This is a genomic window from Paenibacillus sp. FSL R10-2736, from assembly GCF_038000245.1.
Classification (GTDB): Bacteria; Bacillota; Bacilli; order Paenibacillales; family Paenibacillaceae; genus Paenibacillus_AQ; species Paenibacillus_AQ phytohabitans.
In genome coordinates this window covers 3,063,393-3,083,223 of the sequence record NZ_JBBOBN010000001.1, presented here as the reverse complement: position 1 = coordinate 3,083,223, position 19,831 = coordinate 3,063,393, and the positions used below count along the sequence as shown (strand labels likewise).

At 50.9% G+C, this 19,831-nt stretch carries 16 protein-coding genes; 8 read left to right on the top strand and 8 right to left on the bottom strand.

The genetic code is table 11. The annotated features are described in order from the left end of the window. The first annotated feature begins 132 nt into the window (after nt 1-132). Complete coding sequence (locus NSQ73_RS13310; protein ID WP_340986774.1) at nt 133-1,356, top strand: glucose-1-phosphate adenylyltransferase; 1,224 nt, start codon at nt 133-135, stop codon at nt 1,354-1,356. A gap of 92 nt (nt 1,357-1,448) precedes the next feature. Here the strand turns inward: NSQ73_RS13310 and NSQ73_RS13305 are convergent, their stop codons facing one another. The 6 genes from NSQ73_RS13305 to NSQ73_RS13280 form a co-directional block, all read right to left on the bottom strand. Beyond that, nucleotides 1,449-2,534, bottom strand: a complete 1,086-nt coding sequence (locus NSQ73_RS13305; RefSeq protein ID WP_340986773.1) for a GNAT family N-acetyltransferase — start codon at nt 2,532-2,534, stop codon at nt 1,449-1,451. Further along, the gene (locus tag NSQ73_RS13300; RefSeq protein WP_171716269.1) at nt 2,531-3,937 is read right to left on the bottom strand and encodes a sensor histidine kinase; all 1,407 of its coding nucleotides are present in this window, start codon (nt 3,935-3,937) and stop codon (nt 2,531-2,533) included. The genes NSQ73_RS13305 and NSQ73_RS13300 overlap by 4 nt, the downstream gene beginning before the upstream one ends. Further along, a complete protein-coding gene (locus NSQ73_RS13295) occupies nt 3,934-4,632 on the bottom strand; it encodes a response regulator transcription factor (RefSeq protein ID WP_039299112.1) in 699 nt (232 codons plus the stop codon). The genes NSQ73_RS13300 and NSQ73_RS13295 overlap by 4 nt, the downstream gene beginning before the upstream one ends. After that, a complete protein-coding gene (locus NSQ73_RS13290; protein ID WP_076243023.1) occupies nt 4,625-5,917 on the bottom strand; it encodes a hypothetical protein in 1,293 nt (430 codons plus the stop codon). Before NSQ73_RS13290 ends, NSQ73_RS13295 begins: the two co-directional genes overlap by 8 nt. Before the next feature lie 30 nt (nt 5,918-5,947). Then, nucleotides 5,948-6,673: a phosphonate ABC transporter ATP-binding protein gene (locus tag NSQ73_RS13285; protein ID WP_042137817.1), complete on the bottom strand. Its 726-nt coding sequence runs from the start codon at nt 6,671-6,673 to the stop codon at nt 5,948-5,950. 89 nt (nt 6,674-6,762) lie between these two features. Further along, nucleotides 6,763-7,899 carry an MFS transporter gene (locus NSQ73_RS13280; protein WP_340989267.1) on the bottom strand — a complete coding sequence of 379 codons (1,137 nt, stop codon included), beginning with the start codon at nt 7,897-7,899 and terminating at the stop codon, nt 6,763-6,765. A 182-nt stretch (nt 7,900-8,081) separates the two neighbouring features. Between NSQ73_RS13280 and NSQ73_RS13275 the strand changes: the two genes are divergently transcribed. The 3 genes from NSQ73_RS13275 (at nt 8,082) to NSQ73_RS13265 (ending at nt 10,704) form a co-directional block, all read left to right on the top strand. Continuing rightward, complete coding sequence (locus NSQ73_RS13275; protein ID WP_340989265.1) at nt 8,082-8,999, top strand: ArsR/SmtB family transcription factor; 918 nt, start codon at nt 8,082-8,084, stop codon at nt 8,997-8,999. Between the two features lie 123 nt (nt 9,000-9,122). Next, on the top strand, nt 9,123-9,875 hold the full coding sequence (locus NSQ73_RS13270; RefSeq protein WP_042137820.1) for an HAD family hydrolase: 753 nt from the start codon (nt 9,123-9,125) through the stop codon (nt 9,873-9,875). Between the two features lie 85 nt (nt 9,876-9,960). After that, nucleotides 9,961-10,704, top strand: a complete 744-nt coding sequence (locus tag NSQ73_RS13265; protein WP_340986772.1) for a DsbA family protein — start codon at nt 9,961-9,963, stop codon at nt 10,702-10,704. 77 nt (nt 10,705-10,781) lie between these two features. Here NSQ73_RS13265 and NSQ73_RS13260 read toward each other — a convergent pair whose 3' ends face one another. Beyond that, nucleotides 10,782-13,049, bottom strand: coding sequence for a type IA DNA topoisomerase (locus NSQ73_RS13260; protein WP_340986771.1), 2,268 nt, complete (start codon nt 13,047-13,049; stop codon nt 10,782-10,784). Between the two features lie 276 nt (nt 13,050-13,325). Between NSQ73_RS13260 and NSQ73_RS34965 the strand changes: the two genes are divergently transcribed. The 3 genes from NSQ73_RS34965 to NSQ73_RS13250 all read left to right on the top strand — a co-directional run bounded on the left by NSQ73_RS34965 (nt 13,326) and on the right by NSQ73_RS13250 (nt 15,149). After that, nucleotides 13,326-13,814, top strand: a complete 489-nt coding sequence (locus tag NSQ73_RS34965; protein ID WP_445669493.1) for a DUF2569 family protein — start codon at nt 13,326-13,328, stop codon at nt 13,812-13,814. Between the two features lie 205 nt (nt 13,815-14,019). Then, entirely contained in the window at nt 14,020-14,808 is a 789-nt protein-coding gene (locus NSQ73_RS13255; RefSeq protein WP_340985386.1) for a transposase, read from the top strand. Continuing rightward, nucleotides 14,805-15,149 carry a transposase gene (locus NSQ73_RS13250; protein WP_340985387.1) on the top strand — a complete coding sequence of 115 codons (345 nt, stop codon included), beginning with the start codon at nt 14,805-14,807 and terminating at the stop codon, nt 15,147-15,149. The genes NSQ73_RS13255 and NSQ73_RS13250 overlap by 4 nt, the downstream gene beginning before the upstream one ends. A gap of 319 nt (nt 15,150-15,468) precedes the next feature. On the opposite strand, the gene NSQ73_RS13245 is transcribed toward NSQ73_RS13250, so the two are convergent. Continuing rightward, entirely contained in the window at nt 15,469-17,172 is a 1,704-nt protein-coding gene (locus tag NSQ73_RS13245; RefSeq protein ID WP_340986769.1) for a proline--tRNA ligase, read from the bottom strand. Nucleotides 17,173-17,749: 577 nt separating this feature from the next. Between NSQ73_RS13245 and NSQ73_RS13240 the strand changes: the two genes are divergently transcribed. Then, nucleotides 17,750-19,750 carry a methyl-accepting chemotaxis protein gene (locus NSQ73_RS13240; protein ID WP_340986768.1) on the top strand — a complete coding sequence of 667 codons (2,001 nt, stop codon included), beginning with the start codon at nt 17,750-17,752 and terminating at the stop codon, nt 19,748-19,750. The last annotated feature ends 81 nt before the right edge of the window (nt 19,751-19,831 follow it).

Here is a 19,831-nt window from a genome sequence, read left to right as displayed (position 1 = left end):
TGATTTCTGAATTAAGAAAATTATTGATGTAATTTTTCCTGATGCACAGCAATATAATTCACCTATGTCGTTTCAAGCGCTTGCCGGCAGGTTATATTACAAGCATTGACAAAAAAATGGGAGGGATAACAAATGAGTAAAAAAGATTGTATCGCCATGCTCCTGGCTGGCGGGGAAGGCCGCAGATTAGCCCCCTTGACCTCCAGTATGGCTAAGCCTGCAGTCCCTTTCGGAGGACAGTATAGAATCATTGATTTTCCACTCAGCAATTGTGTAAATTCCAAGATCGACACTATTGGAGTTCTGACACAGTACGAAGCCGATTCCTTACATCAGCATATTGGGGAAGGCGAACCTTGGGGACTGCACAGCCGCAGCGATAAAGGCGTGAAGCTGCTTCCTTCAGGGGTTGAAGGCAGAGAAACCTATTCAGGTACAGCCGATGCCATTTATAAGAACATAGAATACATTGACAGCCAGAATCCGGAGCATGTGCTTATCCTGTCTGCTGATCATATCTATCATATGGATTACCGTAAAATGCTGGATTACCATGTGGGCAAAGCAGCCAAAGCCACCATTTCGGTCATGGAAGTGCCGTGGGATGAAGCCAGCCGGTTCGGTGTGATGAACGTTAATGATGATCTCCAGATCTCTGAATTTGCCGAAAAGCCAAAGGTTCCGAAAAGCAACCTCGCTTCCATGGGTATTTATATGTTTGAATGGGAATATCTGAAAGGCTATTTGCTGCGTGATGCCGCTAATTCGGAATCCGGCCATGACTTCGGCAAGGATGTCATTCCGTCCATGCTGGATGCCAACGACCAATTGTTCGCATACCGCTTTGACGGGTATTGGAGAGATGTAGGTACGGTTGACAGCCTCTGGGAGGCACATATGGATCTGCTGCAGTCCGAGAATGGCTTCAAGCTCGACAACTCCCGCTGGCCGATGTACAGCCGGGCTTACCGTACGAAGCTGGCTGCCTATAAACCACGGGTTCAGGCACCGCCTGCAGATTGCCTGATGCACGAAACCTGCACCTTGGAAGGCAATCTCCAGCGTTCCGTTATCTTCGGGGGTGTAGAGATCGGCAAGCTAAGCAAGATCAAGCAGAGTGTAATTATGCCGGGAGTCCGCATCGGCCGCGGTGTTCTGATTGAGAATGCGATTATCGGTGAGGGAGCAGTCATCAAAGACGGCGCTGTGATTAAAGGCAGCGCGGACAACATCGTGGTTGTCGGCCCGCATGAGATCGTAGCAGCCAAGCCAATCATCCGTACCCAGCCTTCCCGTCTGCTTCAGGAGGTCTACGAGAAGACCGGCCGTCTGCGCGCGGAAGGGATGCCTTCATAATCTTACATCAGCCTTAAGGGCTGCTACATAAAAGGGATACAGCTACGGTCTATCCGACCTTCTGCTGTATCCCTTTTGTAGGTTCTTCCTATTCATTTGCCGGAGGGGCGGTTTGCCCTCCACTCCCTGTCCAATATGCCCATCTCGATGCAATCGGCATAGCGCCCGCCGAATGTAGCAGCCTCACGCGAAATCCCCTCCCGTGTAAATCCGGCTGTCTCGTAGGTTTTCTGTGCCGCCGTGTTGAAATCGAAGACTCCAAGGGATATCCGGTGGAGCCGCAGCCCGTCGAAGCCGATACGCAGGACTTCACGAACCATCTGCAGTCCGATTCCCCGCCCTTGGCTCCCGGGGTCAACGACGACCCTGCTTATTCTGGCCGAACCGTTCTCACGGTCGATTCCGGATAAGCTTATGTGTCCAACCGTTTGTCCGGTAGCTCTCAGCACCGCACAATAGACCAGCAGACCAGACTCTGCCGGATGATTGGCTCCGTCCAGATATCGCTCAAGCTGCCGGTCATCCAGAGGGTAGGACAACGATGAACCTGCCCACTTCTTCAAATATTCCGGGGAAACACTCCATTCCCTCATTAAAGCGTAATCAGCTTCCCCCATATACCGGAGAATTACGCTGCCCGGATCGCCGGTCTCCGCTTCATACTCATACAGGTTAACCAACCGGCCTGCTCCGACATCCCGGGTACCCATATAGTGAAATCCCAGGCTCTGATAGTAACGGTTAAGCTTAATATTATGGGCTACTGTATCCAGTCTGAGACCCGCACAACCCAGTTCCTCCGCTCTTCGTAACGCAAAACGGATCATCTGGCCGCCAAGTCCCATGCCGCGGTGGGATTTGGCTACAGCGAGCCGGTGCAGATAGGCATAGGATTCGTCATTGCGGTCTCCCCAGTACTGGATATCGCTGAACTGCAGGGTGAACATCCCGGCAAGAGCCGCTCCCTCCATGGCCAGATAAACCTCTCTGCTGCTCAAATAATCCTCCACATCGCGGATGCTGAATTGCCCCGGCGTCCACTGGTTGATTCCTTTGCTCTCCATCCAGCCTGCCGCTTCCCGGAGGAGCTTCAGAATATCCGCTGAATGTTCACGTCCGCCGCGGATCATCTCGAGCCTTTGTTCTGAAGAAGATTTCCCTGATTCCTGTGTATTCATGCCTTCTCCTCCTGCACATCATCAAGCGGCAAAATAACGGTAACCTGAGTACCCTTGCCAAGCTCACTGTCCATTTCCAGCTTGCCGTTATGAAGCTCTACAATCTGCTGGGAGATCGCAAGGCCAAGGCCGGTTCCGCCGTTGAGCGCATCGACCTGGAAGAACCGGTCCCGCACTCTGGACAGATGCGCTTCGCTGATGCCGATCCCGCTATCCCTTACAATTACGGCCATCTCTGTATTCGACAGGCGTTCAGCGGACAGGACGATACTGGAATCCTCTGGCGAGAACTTCACAGCATTGTCGACCAGATTGAGGAATACCTGCTTCAGCCGGTTCGCATCGCCTCTTATGAAGATAGTCTCTTCGCATTCCAGCAGCAGGTGAATCCGCTTCTTCTCGGCCTTGGCCCATATATTCAGCAGCGTCTCCTGCAGCAGCACCTTGATATCCACCTGGGCAATCGACAGCTTCATTTCGTTCTGCTGCAGCTTGGAGAAGTCCAGAATCTCTTCCACCAGCCCGATCAGCCGGTCGCTCTCCTTGGAGATGATGCCCATGCCCAGCTTGGTTTCCTCGGGATCGTAGCCGCCTGAGATGAGAGTCTCACTCCAGCCCTTAATGCTGGTCAGCGGTGTCCGCAGCTCGTGGGAGATCGAAGAAATGAAATCATCCTTAATCTGATTACTGCGGACGATCTCCTCCGCCATATAATTGAGCGTTGAAGCCAGTTCAGCGATTTCGTACCGGTAATCCCCCTTGATGCGGGTGGTGAACTTCCCCTTGGCCATCTGCGCCGATACAGCCGTGATATTGTTGAGCGGCCGCACAATGGAATTCGCGAGACCGAAGCTGAACAAGACCACGATCGACATAACCGCCGCCCCGATGCCAATGGAGAGCAGCGTCAGATTCAGCAGATCCTTGTTGACTCCCTCCATGGAGGTCAGGTAACGCAAGATGTAAGTTTCATGCGAGTTGATCTGCACCATCTTGGAGACGGCCATTACACTTTCATTCGTCCCGGCCTGCCGTCCCACCCAGCGCCCGACACTACCGCCCACAGCCTCGGGAACATCACTGGTGGTGATGGTCCGGTCCGGCTGAAATCCGGTGGAACTGGTAATGATATCTCCGTTCAATGTCAGAACTTCTAGTTCGGTATACTCCAAGTTGAAGAAGTCGAGCAGGTTCAGCAGCTGATTCGGCGATCGTTCCGCTGAGAATTCATATTTTACGAAAGTCTCCCCCGCACTGATATGAGTGGTGATTTTGCTGTAGATGCTGTCGTAATAATACGTCCGGATCGCCAGCAGAAAAATAGTCTCCACGAGGAGAAGCGCCACAAAGACTACAAGAATATAGTGCAGTACGATCTGTCTGCGCATCCCCTTCTTAATCATTGTACCTGACCTTTCCATTTGTAGCCGTGCCCCCACACCGTCTGCAGGAATTCTGGCTCTGACGGATTATTTTCGATTTTCTGGCGCAGGCGGCGTATATTCACGTCAACGATTTTGGGATCGCCCATGTACTCCTTGCCCCACACATGATCGAGCAGGGAGTCGCGGCTGAGCGGCGTATTCTCCTTCTCAAGGAAGAATTGCACCAGCGAAAATTCAGTAGGCGTAAGCTCAATCGCTTCACCGCTCTTCTTGAACTGCTTCGAGATCAGATCCAGCGTAAACGGACCCGAGTGAAATGAGACTTTGGCCGACTGCTCACGGTGAACATTGACCCGGCGCAGCAGGGACTGAATACGGGCAATCAGCTCGGTTGGACTAAACGGCTTGCTGACATGATCATCTGCGCCCACAGACAGTGCGTATACCTTATCCTGCTCCTGAACTTTGGCTGTCAGAAAAATAATGCCGAGCCGCTCGTTAGTTTCTCTAATGCGTCTGCAGACCTCAAAGCCGTCGATGCCGGGCACCATGACATCCAGCAGGGCTATATCAATATCCGGAACCGTTGTCAGCTTATGCAGGGCCTCATTGCCGTCAGCGGCTTCCAGCACTTCAAACCCGTTGCGTTTAAGATTGATCACTATAAAACTGCGGATGGATTCTTCATCCTCCAGAATCAGTACTTTACTCATCGATTCCCTTCCTCTCTATAGAAGATTTGACTCTTCCGTTCTCTCCCCCGATGGTGTTTTGCTCCAGTTCCCCGCGGTAGCCGATCATTTTGTCCAGATCACGCCCCAGAAGCTTCCAGCCGGAGTTCTTTACCCTATCCCATTCTGCCGGTGAGAAGAACGATACCTCAGCTACAGTCTCCCCGGTGTCGAGCATAATGAATTTAAGCGATTTGTCCTGAACGGACTTGGTATCCACAGTGACATTCTCATGCCATTCCGGAGAAAAATTAATGGTAAACCGGTCCGAAGGATCATTATACAACTGAGTACTAAAGGTCAAGCCGTCTTTTCCGTCCCATTTGTAATAAGAATTGAAATACGGTATGGTCTCAGGGTCGAAATACTCCCACCCCGAAGGGGGCTCCAGCATTCCGATCTCAATAATTCCATCCAGGTCAATATCCTCACTGACAATCTTCCGGTCCTTGAAGGTCCGTACATCCCCCGGAATGGCTACGCGCAGCTTGTTATTCTCCATAACAACAATTGTTGTATAGGCAGAGCGCGAATCCACAGCAGAATCCAGAACTATACCTTCTTTGTTCTCCGCCACTTTTCCTGAGACAATATTGTAATAATTATCGAAATAGGGGTCCAGATTATCCAATTCGTCAAGCACCTTGAAGCTGTCGTTGTATTGATAGGTAGTTATTGTGGCGAATTCATTGCGTTTGAAATACACGACTGTAATGTCGGCAATCCCGTCCTCGTTCAAATCATCCAGTATATATTTGGTATAAGGCTTCGTCAGAATTTCTTCCAGCTCTCCGCCGGAATAACTGTAGACCACCATGCCCTTTTCTTCCCCGCGCGAATAGCCGGTAACAATATCAAGCTTCCCGTCACCCGTCACATCCCTAAGATCAACTGAATCCAGCATCGTTCCGTCACCGTCAAAAACAAGCTTCTTGACCCAGGTGTCCTCATGCTTCTCCAGAATCATCCCGTGGATCACTACAGCTTCATTCTTCGTCTGGTAGAAGACAAGCGTCTCCATAATCCCGTCCTTGTCCAGATCCTCGGTAAAAATAGAACTGTCATCATCATTGGCCGGACGGATCAGCGTTGCATCGAGCGGCTTCAGTGAGGAATTAATCGCTGTCATCAGCGAAGCTTTGTCAGCGGACAGCTGCGGCACCTTCATCTGGGAAACAGGATCGCTGATGAAGGTACAGCCGGACATTACAAACAGGGACAAAGAGGCTGCTGTAAGCCTTCCGAGTAACCGTTTATTCAACTTCATCACTCTCTCCTTATTGCACGCCTTGCCGCTTCACAGATGCAGCCGCTCCTGTGAGGTCAGCCGGCGCCCCTTCACATCATGTTTGATTCTTCCGTCTTCCAGTACCCATAACCGGCTGGCGAAACGTTCCGCCAGTTCAATCGGCAGTACGGTAATCACAGTTAATCCGGTTTCCTTGCACAGCTTACGGAGCGTTTCAAGCACATTCTCCGCAGTCTTGGGGTCCAGACCGGTAACAGGTTCATCGGCAAGTATAACCTTAGCACCGTGAACCAATGCGCGGGCGATAGCCACACGCTGACGTTCACCGCCGCTGAGGTGGCTCGTCTTCATCTTTGCTTTGTCCAGCAGACCCAGCAGATCAAGCTGGTCCATCGCCCCCATATAATCATCAGAGCGGACCATTCCTGTAGCCATCCGCCACAGAGGTGTCTGTGAGGCTTGTCCGATCAGCACGTTCTTCAGTGCCGTACGGTTCGGATTCAGCTCCGCATTCTGCTCCAGATAGGCCCATTCGCGGCGGATTTTGCGTTTGCCGGCAAAAGGGCTCTTCATGATGTCCTTGCCGTCTACCCGGAAATTCCCTCTATCCCATTTCTCGCGCAGAGCCAGGCATTTCAGAAGTGTCGATTTTCCGCTTCCGCTGGCTCCCAGAATAACCACAAATTCACCCGGTTCTAATTGAAATCCGATATCCTGCAGAACCGGTGCTTTATCTTCCCCGACCGCTTTGGCCAAATGTTCAACTGTAATCATAGTTCAGCCTCTCCTGTCTTCAACTCTACTCTATAGTGTACTCTGAAAGCGGGATCAAATTCCATGCGAGCATTCGTTCTTATCTTACCTCAAATTATCTTCCGTGGCGAGAATAATAAGCCTGTCAGTCCGAAGAGAATATATAAACCACCCATTACTGCGAATACACTGCCACCCCAGCCGAATTGCAGCAGCAGCCCGCCGACACCGGGTCCGGCGATACTTCCAAGGCTATAATGGAAGGAAGACACAACATTCGCCGCCGGAAGCAGATGGCGCGGCAGGATATCTGCGGCATAGCTCAGGCCAAGGGAGAAGAAGGAGCCTACCAGGCCTCCGGCAACCATCAGGAGCAGCAGATTCAGCAGAAAATGCTCTCCGGCCAGCGGAAGCAGTGTGAAGGCAAGGCCTCCGCCTACTCCTGAAGCAATCAGGATGGCTCTGCGGCCATAGCGGTCGCTCCATATGCCAAGCGGCAGCTGCAGCAGCAGGCCGCCAATGCCGGCAAACGGCAGTAGCGTCGCGATCTGATCCGTACTGAAGCCGATCCGCAGTCCGTATACAGGGAAGTTACTGTTCAGGCTCGCTTCCATATATCCATACAGCAGTGCCGGGATCAGAGCGTACCAGGCCAGCCTGTAGCTTCGTCCGAACCGTCTGGCCTGCCCTTCACTATGGTCTATCGGGTCCGGACGGGAATCCGGCAGTTTAACCGCTACGAGCAGCAGTACAAGCACAAACAGTACGGCAGTAATCAGAAACGGCGCGGACGGGCCAAAGCGCAGCAGGATGATGCCCAGCGGCCCCAGGCTGAAGCCCAGTCCGTAGGACATTCCATACAGGGACAGATTGCGGCCGCGGTGCTCGGCGGGTGACATCAGCAGCACCCATAGCTGAGCGGCGTAGTTAATGGCTGAATCACCAATGCCTACCAGCAGCCGGAGCACGAACCAGACCTTGATCCCGGGAAGCAGCGGGAACAGGAGCAGTGTCACCAGCACCAGACTGAGGCCTGCGGCAATGAGCTTCTTGAAGCCGATTGCGCCAAGTACCCGCTCTGCAATCAGGGTCATTGCGAAGGATCCTACGTATAGCGCTGCGGCATTTAATCCGTTCAGTGAGGAGGATACACCCTTTTGCTCGAGCAGAATGGATAATACCGGCAGCAGCATCCCCTGGCTAAGTCCTGCCAATATAATTACGGTAATCAGAATCATATAATTCATTGTGCTGCTGTGCTCAAGCGATATAGATTTGGAATCGGACACGAATAAATCCTCCTATGTAATTCAGCGGTGATCAAAACTGCCGTCAGAGCGGCAAACACCGAACATTATAGTGGACAACCCTCTTCAAAACAAGAGATAATATATAGAAGTGACGGATTTTCTGGAGGTGACCCGGCTTGATGAAGTATGAACTCGAAATTGATGTTTCACCCGTATATGAACTGCTGGACAGTTTTATGCTATATGTGACGAAGAAATGGATTTCCAATCTGGAGATCGGCACCGATTGGGTCCGGGATGTAGACGGCCGGTTCCCGCCTATGCAGCTGGCCGCGCTGAAGCAGGCTGCCGAGTGGCCTTTTGACGACTATGATGTGCTCTATGCCTGGGCTTACAGCCGGGGGGAAGCATCCAAAGTACTGCAGTTCCTGGACGAGCTTGAAGCCTCTACCGTTGAGGATTGCCTGGTGCGGACCGCCCCCTTCTTCCACAACTTCACTCTTGAGGAATGTGCCCGGATCAAGAACGGCTATACCCCGCTGCTGCGGATGTGGTATGAGCATTATTTCCGTCATGTGGAACACACGATCCTGCCGATCCTGATTGAAGACGCATCCGAGAAAAAAATGCTTGAGAGCAAAATGGACATGGTGCCGCTGATCGAATATGCCTCGGGCGGTGTTGTTATTGAAGATATTCCTGAGCTGAAGACCATTGTGCTGCTTCCTACGGTACATAACCGGCCGATCAATACTTATTGCTTCTATAAGAATCTGATGCTTGTACAATATCCGGTCGATGTACCCTCCGAGAATGAAGAGGAGCCGCCTACCGTGCTGCTCCGGTTAACCCAGGCCCTCTCCGACCCGACCCGGCTGAGACTGCTCCGCTTTGTGGCGGGTGAGCCCAAGACCCTGTGGGAGATGCAATCCGAGCTGAACCAGTCGCGGGAGATGCTGATGCATCATCTGCTCAGTCTGCGGGTCGCCGGACTGCTGCGCGTACATCTGCGCGGTGAAGGCACTGAACGCTACAGCATACGGCCGGATGGCGCAGCTGAACTTCAGATGTTTCTGGAGTCCTATATTCGTATATAATAATTGTACATTTACAGCAGAGGCATATTTACTAACACAACCAAACGGATGCTTCCGGAGCAGGTTTTATGTGAAGCGCACATCATAGAAGGATTCCTCACAAAACATTTAGGAGTGAGCAGTATGAAATATTTGACACAACAAGTAATCTTCGATCTGGACGACACCCTGGTGCATTGCAACAAATATTTTGACCTCATTCTAGGCCGGTATTTCGAGCTTATGTCCGACTGGTTCAGTGATTACGGACCGACCATGAGCGAGTTCCGCACCAAGCAGGTTGAAATCGATGTGGAAACAGTCAGCACCAGCGGACTGGCCAGCGATAATTTCCCGAAATCCCTGATTGCCACATACCGTTATTTCGCCGCCAAATTTAACCGCAAGACCGATCCGTTCGAGGAGCAGCAGCTGATGAAGCTCGGCCTTAGCGTATATGATCAGGAGGTTGAAGCCTACCCGGGTATGGTGGAAACCCTCGATACCTTGAAGCAGGATGGTCATTCCCTGTACCTCTACACTGGCGGAGATGATTCCATCCAGCAGCGCAAGATCGCCCAAATGAAGCTGGACGCTTACTTCGATGACCGGATCTACATCCGCCAGCACAAGAATGTGGAGGCGCTTGAGAATATCCTGACCACTTACAATTTCGACCGCAAAATAACCTGGATGATCGGCAACTCCCTGCGGACGGACGTGCTTCCCGCACTGACTGCCGGCATCAATAGCATCTATCTGAAGCAGCAGAATGAGTGGCTCTACAACCTGATTGAGCTTCAGCGTGAAATGCAGCAGTCGGTCATGACCATTTCAGCAATTCATGAGGTACCGCCGGTGATCCGTTCGGCTGCCCTGCGCAAGCATCACGGGTGACTGGTGTTACAAATGACATATGCAGCCTGCTGCGGGTATGATTATACTATTTGAGTAGATTTTCATCCCGCGCAGGAGGTAGGCAATGAACAAACCTATGAAATCTAAGAATTCCAAGAATTCCACGGGTAACAAACGTCTGCTCCCCATGTTGCTTGCAGTCATTGTGGTTCTTCTGGTGGTTTTACTGTTCTTCATCACTACAGGCAGCAAATCATCCGGTTCAGCCGAACTAGAGGGCCTGCCCAATTACACAGATGTGAAGGGAACAATCGTTGTTGACGGGCTGAAATATGAGAAACAGCCTCATCTGGGCAAGGAAGATGCTAAGGTGAAGGTCATTGAGTTTGCCGATTTCAAATGTCCAGCCTGCAAAAAATGGACCGCAACCTATCTGGATACGTTCATCAATGATTACGTGGATACCGGAAAAGCACAGTTCTACTTCATGAACTTTGCCTTCATTGACCGGGACTCCTATCTTGCCGCCAGTGCAGGTGAAGCCATATACAAGCAGAGCAACGAGAAGTTCTGGGAATATGTCCACAAGCTCTATGCCAATCAGGGGGATGAGAGCAAGATCTGGGCTACGCAGAAGTTCATCCTGAAATTCGTTAAGGATAACATCGAAGGCATCGACTACGGACAGTTCGAGCAGGACGTCAAGAACCATACTTATATGTTCGATGTAAAAGAAGACTTCAAGATCGCCGGCGCTTACGGTGTAAACGGCACGCCCAAGTTCATGGTGAACGGTGTTCTGCTGCCGGACTCCTCTTATGAAGGCTTAAGCGCTGCGATTGACAGCGCACTGCAAGAAGCTAAGTAACTTCACAGCCTATAAAAGCATATAAAAAAGCGCCCCGGCCGGGATAAACTGGCCGGGGCGCTTTTTTAATTTATGAATTATTCCACAGCCAGCTGTCCTGTATCCATGTTGGTCAGCACCAGCTTGCCTTCCAGCGGAGAGCCGTCTTCGGCAGCCAGCTTCAGCTTGCCGGTCTTGCCCTTCTCGATCAATGCTTTCACCTGGGCATCGGTGAGCGTGCGGCCGTGATTTTCTTTCCAGATCACGAATTTGCAGCCTTCCTTGTAATGGGAGCAGCCGTAGCCCTTGCGGCCCATGAAGATCATCCCGCCGCAGCCGGGCCGCGGGCAGCTGCCGATTATCTTCGGCCCGGAATCCTCCGCTGTCGCGGCAGCCGGCTCACTGCGTTTTCTTGCCGCTGCCGGTTTGTCGGCGGCTTTGCGGTCCGCAGCTTTGCGCGGCGCAGCTCCCCCACTGCGTCCTTTGGCTCCGGCGTTCAGCGAAGGGGTTTCGCCTTCGAAGGAGGTTTTGGCTGCACGGGACTGCACCCGGACCTTGTCCACGATCATGGAGGCGAAACGTTTGACGTTCTCCATGAACTGTCCGTCCGCCGCGGTGCCGCGGGCGATTTCATTCAGGCGGCGCTCCCACTGGCCGGTCATTTCCGGCGAAGTCAGCAACTCGACGCCTGCTCCGCGGATCAGCTCAATCGCCGTCCGTCCCTTTTGGGTGATGGCGATTTTTTTACCCTGCATCTCCACGTAGCCGACATTCTTCAGCCGCTCAATGGTTGCTGCCCGTGTCGCCGGAGTGCCGAGCCCCGAATCCTTCATGGCATCGCGGAGCTCCTCATCCTCAATCTGCTTGCCTGCGCTTTCCATCGCCTTGAGCAAAGTCCCTTCCGTGTAATGCTTCGGCGGCTGGGTATCCTTCTCCTTAACGATGGCGTCACTGCAGACCACCTCATCCGTTGTTGAGATCGAGAACGGCTCGTTCACCTCAACTTCCTCGTCTTCCTCATCCTCCTTGCCTTTGCCCTTGGCCGGTTTGGACTTGTCCTTCTTCTGGTCTCCGTAAATCACCTTCCAGCCCAGACTGAGCAGCTCCTTGACGGTGGTTTTGAACTTCTCATTCTCCACTTCGGTGATTACAGTATGCACCTTGTATTCAGCAGCCGGATAGAACTGGGAGAGGAACCGGCGGACGATCAGGTCGTACAGCTTGGCCTCATCCGCGCTCAGTCCGTTGGCCTTACGGTTTGTCGGCAGAATGGCATGGTGATCCTCAACCTTGGACGGGTTACAGATAAACTTATTGCCTTTATGGACCAGGTTGCGGTTGGCACCCTTCACCCATTCATCGTACTGCGTACCTTGCAGCGCCGACAGCGTCTTGTGCATCTCCGGGATGTTCTGCTCCGTCACGTAGTTGGAGTTGGTACGCGGATAGGATATCACTTTGTGCTTTTCATAGAGCGCCTGGGCAATATCCAGCGTTTTTTTGGCTGAAAATGCATATTTCCCGTTCGCCTCACGCTGCAGCAGCGTCAAATCATACAGCTTGTTCGGATATTCCTTAGTTTCCTTAACCTCATACGATTCAATTCTGGCAGGCTTGCCCTTCACTTTGGCTGCAAGCGCTTCTGCTTTGGCACCGTCAGTGAGCCGTTCCCCCTGCCACATTCCCTTGTAGTTCAGTTCGTTCTGGCTGAAATGCCCCTCCACCTCAAAAAACTTCAGCGAGGAGAACGCCTCAATTGTCTTCTGGCGGTCATAAATCAGCGCAAGCACGGGGGTCTGCACCCGACCTACAGACAGCAGCACATTGTGCTTGGTCGTAAACGCCCGCGAACCGTTCATCCCGATCAGCCAATCCGCTTCACTGCGTGCCCTTGCCGCCTTGGTCAGATTCTCGTATTCCGAGCCGTCCTTCAGCTCCTGGAACCCTTTGCGGATCGTTTCCGGTGTCAGGTCAGAAATCCACAGTCGCTTGACCGGCTGGCTGAGCTCCAGATGGCGCTGGATTAGCGAGAAAATATGCTGCCCTTCGCGCCCGGCATCACAGGAATTGACCAGCAGATCGCTGCGCTTCGCCAGCTCTCCGATCACCTTCAGCTGATCCAGCGTCCGCGCATTCGGCACCAGCTTGAACTGCTCCGGAATGATCGGCAAATCATTAATGTTCCACTTTTTATATTTGTTGTCGTAAGCTTCCGGCTCCGCCAGGCCAATCAGATGCCCGATCGCCCAGGTGATAATGTACTGCTCCCCTTCCAGATAGGAACGGTAATTTTTGGCCTTCGGTTCTATTGCGGCGGCGATATTCCGCCCCATGTCCGGTTTTTCCGCAATAATGAGTGTCTTCAAAAATAATCGCTCCTTACCCATGGTTCTTCCAAAATACGTCCAGTAGTCTATTATACCATTACTTCACCACTTTTTAACGTATTGACTTGAAGACTGAGTTCAGACCCGCGGAATTAGCGGTTATAACCCGCAGGTTGAGTCCCAGTTCAATAAATATTTTCTCATTCCAATAGATACATCTAAATATGTCATTTCGCACTATTTATTCGCGATATATAATTCAGTTACATAAATTCAGCAAAACCTGCAGCCGATGCGGATCTTAAGGGTGAACTCATGGCGAATAAAAACATTTCAAGAAAATCATATGTAGGATTTGGCGGATGGTTAGTGCTGTTTGCTGCTAGCTTGTTCGTACAATTTATCAGACTTCTATTAAGTATCCTTGATAACTACTCCATTATCATTTCTGACGAATTCAAACTAATCACCGATCCAGACAGTGAATATTATAATTCATCCTTGTATCCGTCATTAATTGTTGATACCATCCTAAGTTTGTTCATCTGTATTATGATTATATTCATTATCTATTTTTGTATAAGGCATAGTATATGGTTCAAAAAGTTATCTGTAATTTACATAATCAGCTCTTTCATTATTCAATGCTTAACACTTTTTTGGCTGCTGGGTATTCATTTTTTGCCGGAGGAATTCTATGAAGAAATAAATATATATCAGGGTGTTATATCTTCATTGGCTTATATGCTGATCTGGTTGCCTTACTTACTCATATCTAAAAGAGTGAAAAACACATATGCGTAAAAGACGCAGTTTTTGTTATGGGTAATCAAACAGAGTTATTCAAAATGTTGTACGTTGTGCAGCTTTGATTCGTAAATACCCAGACGTGCTGGTGGATTGTTGTACAAAATATAGGCGTGTTGATTTCCCAAAAAAAGGGACGAAAAAGGCCGCCATTTCGGGTAATGGTAAGTACGACCAAACCAAACCGAAATGAGGCGACCTCATGAATAAATATACCCCATTTTTAGCCGTTTTCAAACAAGTATTAACACCGGAAGAAGTCCAAATGGTGACTGGACAAACCAAGGACTACGTAGATAGTGGAACCAAAATGACCGTCGGGTTGCTACTCGATTACTTTGTCCAAGCCTGCTACCACAAATGGGACGGCTTCCGGCAAAGTGCCCGCTTAGGCCCAAACTTTGACTTGCCTGAGATTCATTACTCCACCCTTTCCGGCAAGGCCGGTGAAGTCCCTTACGAAATCTTCAAACGTATCTTTCAACTGCTCGTCAAGAAATGTAACCGACAAACCCGGCGGCATCTGAATCTTCCTAAAGATCTTCTGCTGATTGACTCGACGACGGTCACGGCGGCGAATTCCCGAATGCCTTGGGCCTCGTACAAAAAATTTAGAGGGGGCATTAAGCTGCATGTCGCTCTTTCGCAAGGTCAGCGTTTACCCGTGAACGTGGAGGAATCGATTGCGAAGCGCAATGACGCTCCGTTTGGAGAAGTTTTGGCAGATACGGACTACATTTTGGTACAGGATCGGGCGTATGGAAAAATTAGCAGATTGGATCAATATGTGCTCCAGGGCCAGTCGTTTGTGATTCGACTCAAAGACAATCTCCATTTGGTGAAGCCGAGAAACCTCCAGCGACCCGCAGAGGGAGAAACGAAAATTGTTCGTGATATGACTTGTTATATCGGTCAAGGGAAGTGCCAATCCGCTCAGCGCCACCGGGTCGTAGAATTTGAAAATGACCGGGGGAAGTCGTACGGGTCGTGACCGATTTGAGAAAAGAGTCCGCTCATGTAATCGCCGAAATCTACAAGGCACGCTGGGAAATTGAAGTCTTTTTCCGCTGGATTAAACAGCATCTGAACGTGCCATGTCTATTTGGAACCACCGAAAATGCAGTATACAGCCAATTGTTTGTGGCCCTTGCTGTCTATGTGCTTCTGAGACGCGTTTATGATGAAATCCACTCCAACGTGCCTGCCTTTGCTCAACTGACCCTTTGGGAATTTATGCAGCATTGGCGTATATTTAGTCTTCCGCTGGAGTGGCAGGTTCAACTGAGTCTACTCAGGAACAAGAGCATTTTGGGAATTATATTCATTCCATAATATGGGGAATCAACACGCCTGTACAAAATACAAGAATTGTTCCGATTAGACACATAATGCCTGAGAATTGCTGCATTCCATACAACATTTTTACATTGTGGCCGATTTTATGAGGGAAATGTTGTATTTCGTGCAGGATTTTATATTAAAGGATACCGATAAAGAATATTTCTTTGAAAATGCCCATCTGCTTGTGGAAGAACTGCCTGCTGCGTTTCGGAGTACAGAGGTAGTTGTTTATATTGGATAGATACAACAGGCCGATTAGGTTCCATTGAAACCTTAATCGGCCTTTGTACCATGTCCCGCTCAAGAAACCTTAGATCCCGCTCACCCGCGCCACAGCCTCACTGATATCAATCATTTCTTTGGTCCCGGCTCGGCGGTCCATATATTCAACTTTCTGCTCTGCTGCCCCCTTGCCCACGACCAGAGCAACCGGAATACCGATCAGCCCGGAATCCTTGAACTTGACCCCGGCCCGCTCATCCCGGTCATCCAGCAGCGTCTCAATGCCGTTGGCGGTGAGCTGTGCGTACAAGGCTTCAGCAACCTCACGCTGCCCCTCATCCTTCACGGACATCAGCAGAATATGAACCGTATAAGGAGCAATGGCCGCCGGCCAGATCAGCCCCTGGTCATCATGATTCTGCTCTGCGACTGATGACAGGAGCCGCGAAATGCCGATACCATAGCAGCCCATCACCATAGGCTGGCTCCGCCCGGCCGTATCTAAGAAGGTCGCACCAAGCTTCTCACTATAGACTGTGCCGAGCTTGAAGACATGCCCTACCTCAATCCCCTGATGAAACACCAGCTTCCCTTCGCCACACTCCGGACAGATATCACCTGCAGCAGCGTTGCGGAAATCCCCAACATGCGCAAGCGTGAAACCGCGGCCAGGTACTACGCCACGCAGATGGTAATCTTTTTCACCGGCACCCGTGACCGCCTCTGTCATGCCGGCAACGGCTGCGTCAACCAGGATGGTTAAAGACAATCCGGCCGGACCGACAAAGCCGCTCTCAACTCCGGCCGCCGCCTGCACACTATCATACTCAGCCAATGCGATTTCGCCGCAGCCCAGATACTTCTCCACCTTCAGTTCATTGACCTCATGATCTCCCCGCACCAGCACGGCAAAGGACCGGCCGCCGCCGGTGTAGATCAGTGTCTTGATAATATCCTGCGGTTTAATCCGGCTCTCCTGCTCCAGCTGCTGGATCGTCTTCTGATTAGGCGTGTGGAACTTTACAGGAACAGGAATGCCGCTGTAATCCCGCTCCTCGAATGCGGCTCCCCCGCGTACTTCAGCCTGCTCCAGATTTGCGGCATAATCGCAGATGGAGCAGACCGCAACCGTATCCTCTCCAATCTCTGACAGAGCCATAAATTCGTGATTCTGGCCTTTTCCGCCGATAGCCCCGGCATTGGCCTGCACTGCCCGGTAGGTCAGACCGCAGCGGTTAAATATCCGCCCGTAGGCATTGTACATCTGCTCATAGTTCATATCGAGACCTTCCCAGCCTGTGTCAAAAGAGTAGGCATCCTTCATGAGGAACTCCCTGCCCCGCAGCAGCCCTGAACGCGGACGTCGTTCATCGCGGAACTTCGTCTGAATCTGATACACCGTGAGGGGAAGGCGCCGGTAGGAGTTAATTTCATCCCTTACAAGTGCTGTCACTACCTCTTCATGGGTAGGTCCAAGCACAAATTCCCGTTCATGACGGTCCTGCAGCTTCATAAGCTCCTTACCGTACACGTCATATCGGTCCGATTCTTTCCAGAGCTCTGCGGGCTGCAGAGAAGGCATAAGCAGCTCTTGTGCTCCAGAGGCATCCATCTCTTCCCTGACAATGTTCTCAATCTTGCGGAGTACCCTCCGCCCCAGCGGCATATATGTATACACTCCTGCCGCCAGCTGGCGGATGTATCCGGCGCGCAGCAGCAGCTGGTGGCTCATCGTTTCCGCTTCAGCAGGGGCTTCGCGGAGAGTTGTGACGAATAGATTGGTTTGGCGCATGCGGATCAGCCTCTTTCTTCGATAAAAGTGTTATGTTGCCGCTTCATCTCTTTGAATACGCAAAAAAGACGCATCCGTCAGGGACGAATGCGTCGTGTTACCACCCTGGTTCAACCGCCGTACAGAGAGCCTGGCGATCCTTAAATCCGGATAACGGCCGGGGCCGGCAGCATTATGCATATTCCCATAAGCTGCAGCTTCCAAGGCAGGGTATGCCTCACACGCACTTGAGGGACCTTTCAGCCGGTGAATCCCCTCTCTGTTCTGGCGGGTACGGAAACATAGATCCTTGGTCAACGCTTTGTACACTATAAATATTGTACTTAATCTATACGATATTTCGGCACCCGTCAAGCCCGTACTGAAAAAACACAATTCTGCTGAAATTCAACATTTTGTAAATTGTATCCCCTTTCATTCGCGGAAAGCTATGATGCAATTAAATATTTTTTCCAGACGTCTTCAGATATGAAAAAACTGTGTCGATAAACCGAATATATGAGTAGAGTTATTCAAAGAAACGGCTACATTCTCATATAAAAGCCGATTTCCATGTATCCGAGGGGGAACCATTCCAATGTCCAAATCCGTCAACCGTTCTAAACGAAAATCCAAGTCAGGGTCGCTGCAAAGAAAAATGATGATCCTATTCAGTATTATGCTGGTGATCCCCATCCTGCTCGTAAGTACTTTCTCCTATTTCAGTGCAAACAAGCAATTGAAAATCAAAATGCAGGATGCCACGCATTCCAGTGTGGATCTGGTCGCAAGTACAATTAACGAATATGTTTCAGCCGCAATGCGAAATGTAGATCTGCTAAGCCAGCAGATTAATTCTTCCGATATTGATGCAAATTCGCCGGAAACGCGTACGCTGATTGAATTGTTCATGAAGGCGCATCCCGAGCTGGAGATCTTAACGGTGGGCAATAATCAGGGTGCCTGGATGAAAGCCCCCGATCCCGGGAAGCAGGAATATGATCCGCGCACCAGAGACTGGTATAAGGCAACCCTGCTGAATCCCGGTAAAATCACAATCATCGACCCTTTTGTCTCAGCAACAACCGGCAACTATACGCTCTTTATCTCGGAAACGCTGAAGGATGGCCAGGGCGCGATTACAACTAGCCTCAACCTGAAAGCCTTAAGTGAGAAAATCAACAAGACCACGCCAGGGGAAACAGGCTATTTTTATATTGTTGACCGGAATCATAAGTTCGTCTCTCATCCCGTAAAAGCTGCAGGTGATGATGTAGCAGACTATGTCGTGGAGATGCTGGTTAATGAAAGCGGAGATCTCGACTATACAAATCCGGATTCAGGCATGGATATGCGGGGTTACTATACAACCGATGCGAATACCGGATTCAAGATTGTCGGCATTCTTCCGACCCAGGAATTCTCTGATGCGACGCAGCCAATTATTAATACAGGAGCAATTGTACTGGTCTTGTCTCTGATCGTCAGCATGACCTTATTGTTCCTGATTATCCGCTCCATCACGAATCCGATCCGCAGTCTGAACCGTTCTGCACAGCGGGTGAGCGAAGGCTACCTGAACGAACAGATTCACATTAACCGGTCGGACGAAATCGGCCAGCTGGCGGAGAATTATAACCTGATGGTAGGTTCTCTGCGCGGTATCGTTTCTGATATTTCAGACACTTCGGCACAACTGGCTTCTTCAAGCCAGCAGCTTACAGCTACGACTGAAGAGAATTCCAAAGCTACTGCTTATGTGACCGAACTGGTGCAGCAGTCAACTGAAGGTGCTGAAACACAGACTTCAGCGATGGCTGAAACCTCGCGGGCGATGGAGGAGATGTCTTCAGGTATTCAAAAAATCGCTGAAGCGGCAGCCACCATCGTAGATTCTTCGGCCAATACAGAAGCTGACGTGCTTAGCGGCAGCCTCAAGATCGAACAGGTCAGCCGGCAAATGGATGCCATCCGCACATCCACCCATCACTCCTCCGAGCTGATCGGACAATTAAACGGCCTGAATACCGAAGTATCGGCGATGAGCAGCGCGATTACGGCCATTGCTGTGCAGACTAACCTGCTGTCCCTGAACGCCGGAATTGAAGCCGCCCGGGCCGGAGAACATGGCAGAGGCTTCGCCGTGGTCGCCACAGAGGTACGGAAGCTGGCGGATCAATCGAAAAATACAGCCGGAGATATCCAGGACACACTGCTCCAGATGACCAAGCTAATTGATCAGACCTATGAAGCCATCCGTCATACGGTAGCCGCTGATGTAGATTTGGGCATTCAGGTTACTGCTGAAGCTAAAGAAGCATTCATCAGCATCGAGCACTCCACTACCAAAATCAACAGCCAGCTGCATGACATCTCGGCCATTACCGAGCAGATGTCTGCCGGCGCGCAGGAGGTCGCTGCTTCCGTTCATGAGATTTCCGGCATCTCGCGTTCAACTTCAGATGCATTCCAGAGCGTAACAGCGGCAACAGAGCAGCAGCTTGCCTCCATGGAAGAAATCTCCTCCTCCTCCACCGAGCTGTCCAAGATGGCCGCAGCACTGCAGCTTAAGATCGAACGCTTCAAGCTGGAGGACTAGTTCACACGGATTACAGCCCTATAGCAGCACAAAAAAACCGTCACTCAGCAAATGCTGGGATGACGGCTTTTTTGTGCATTT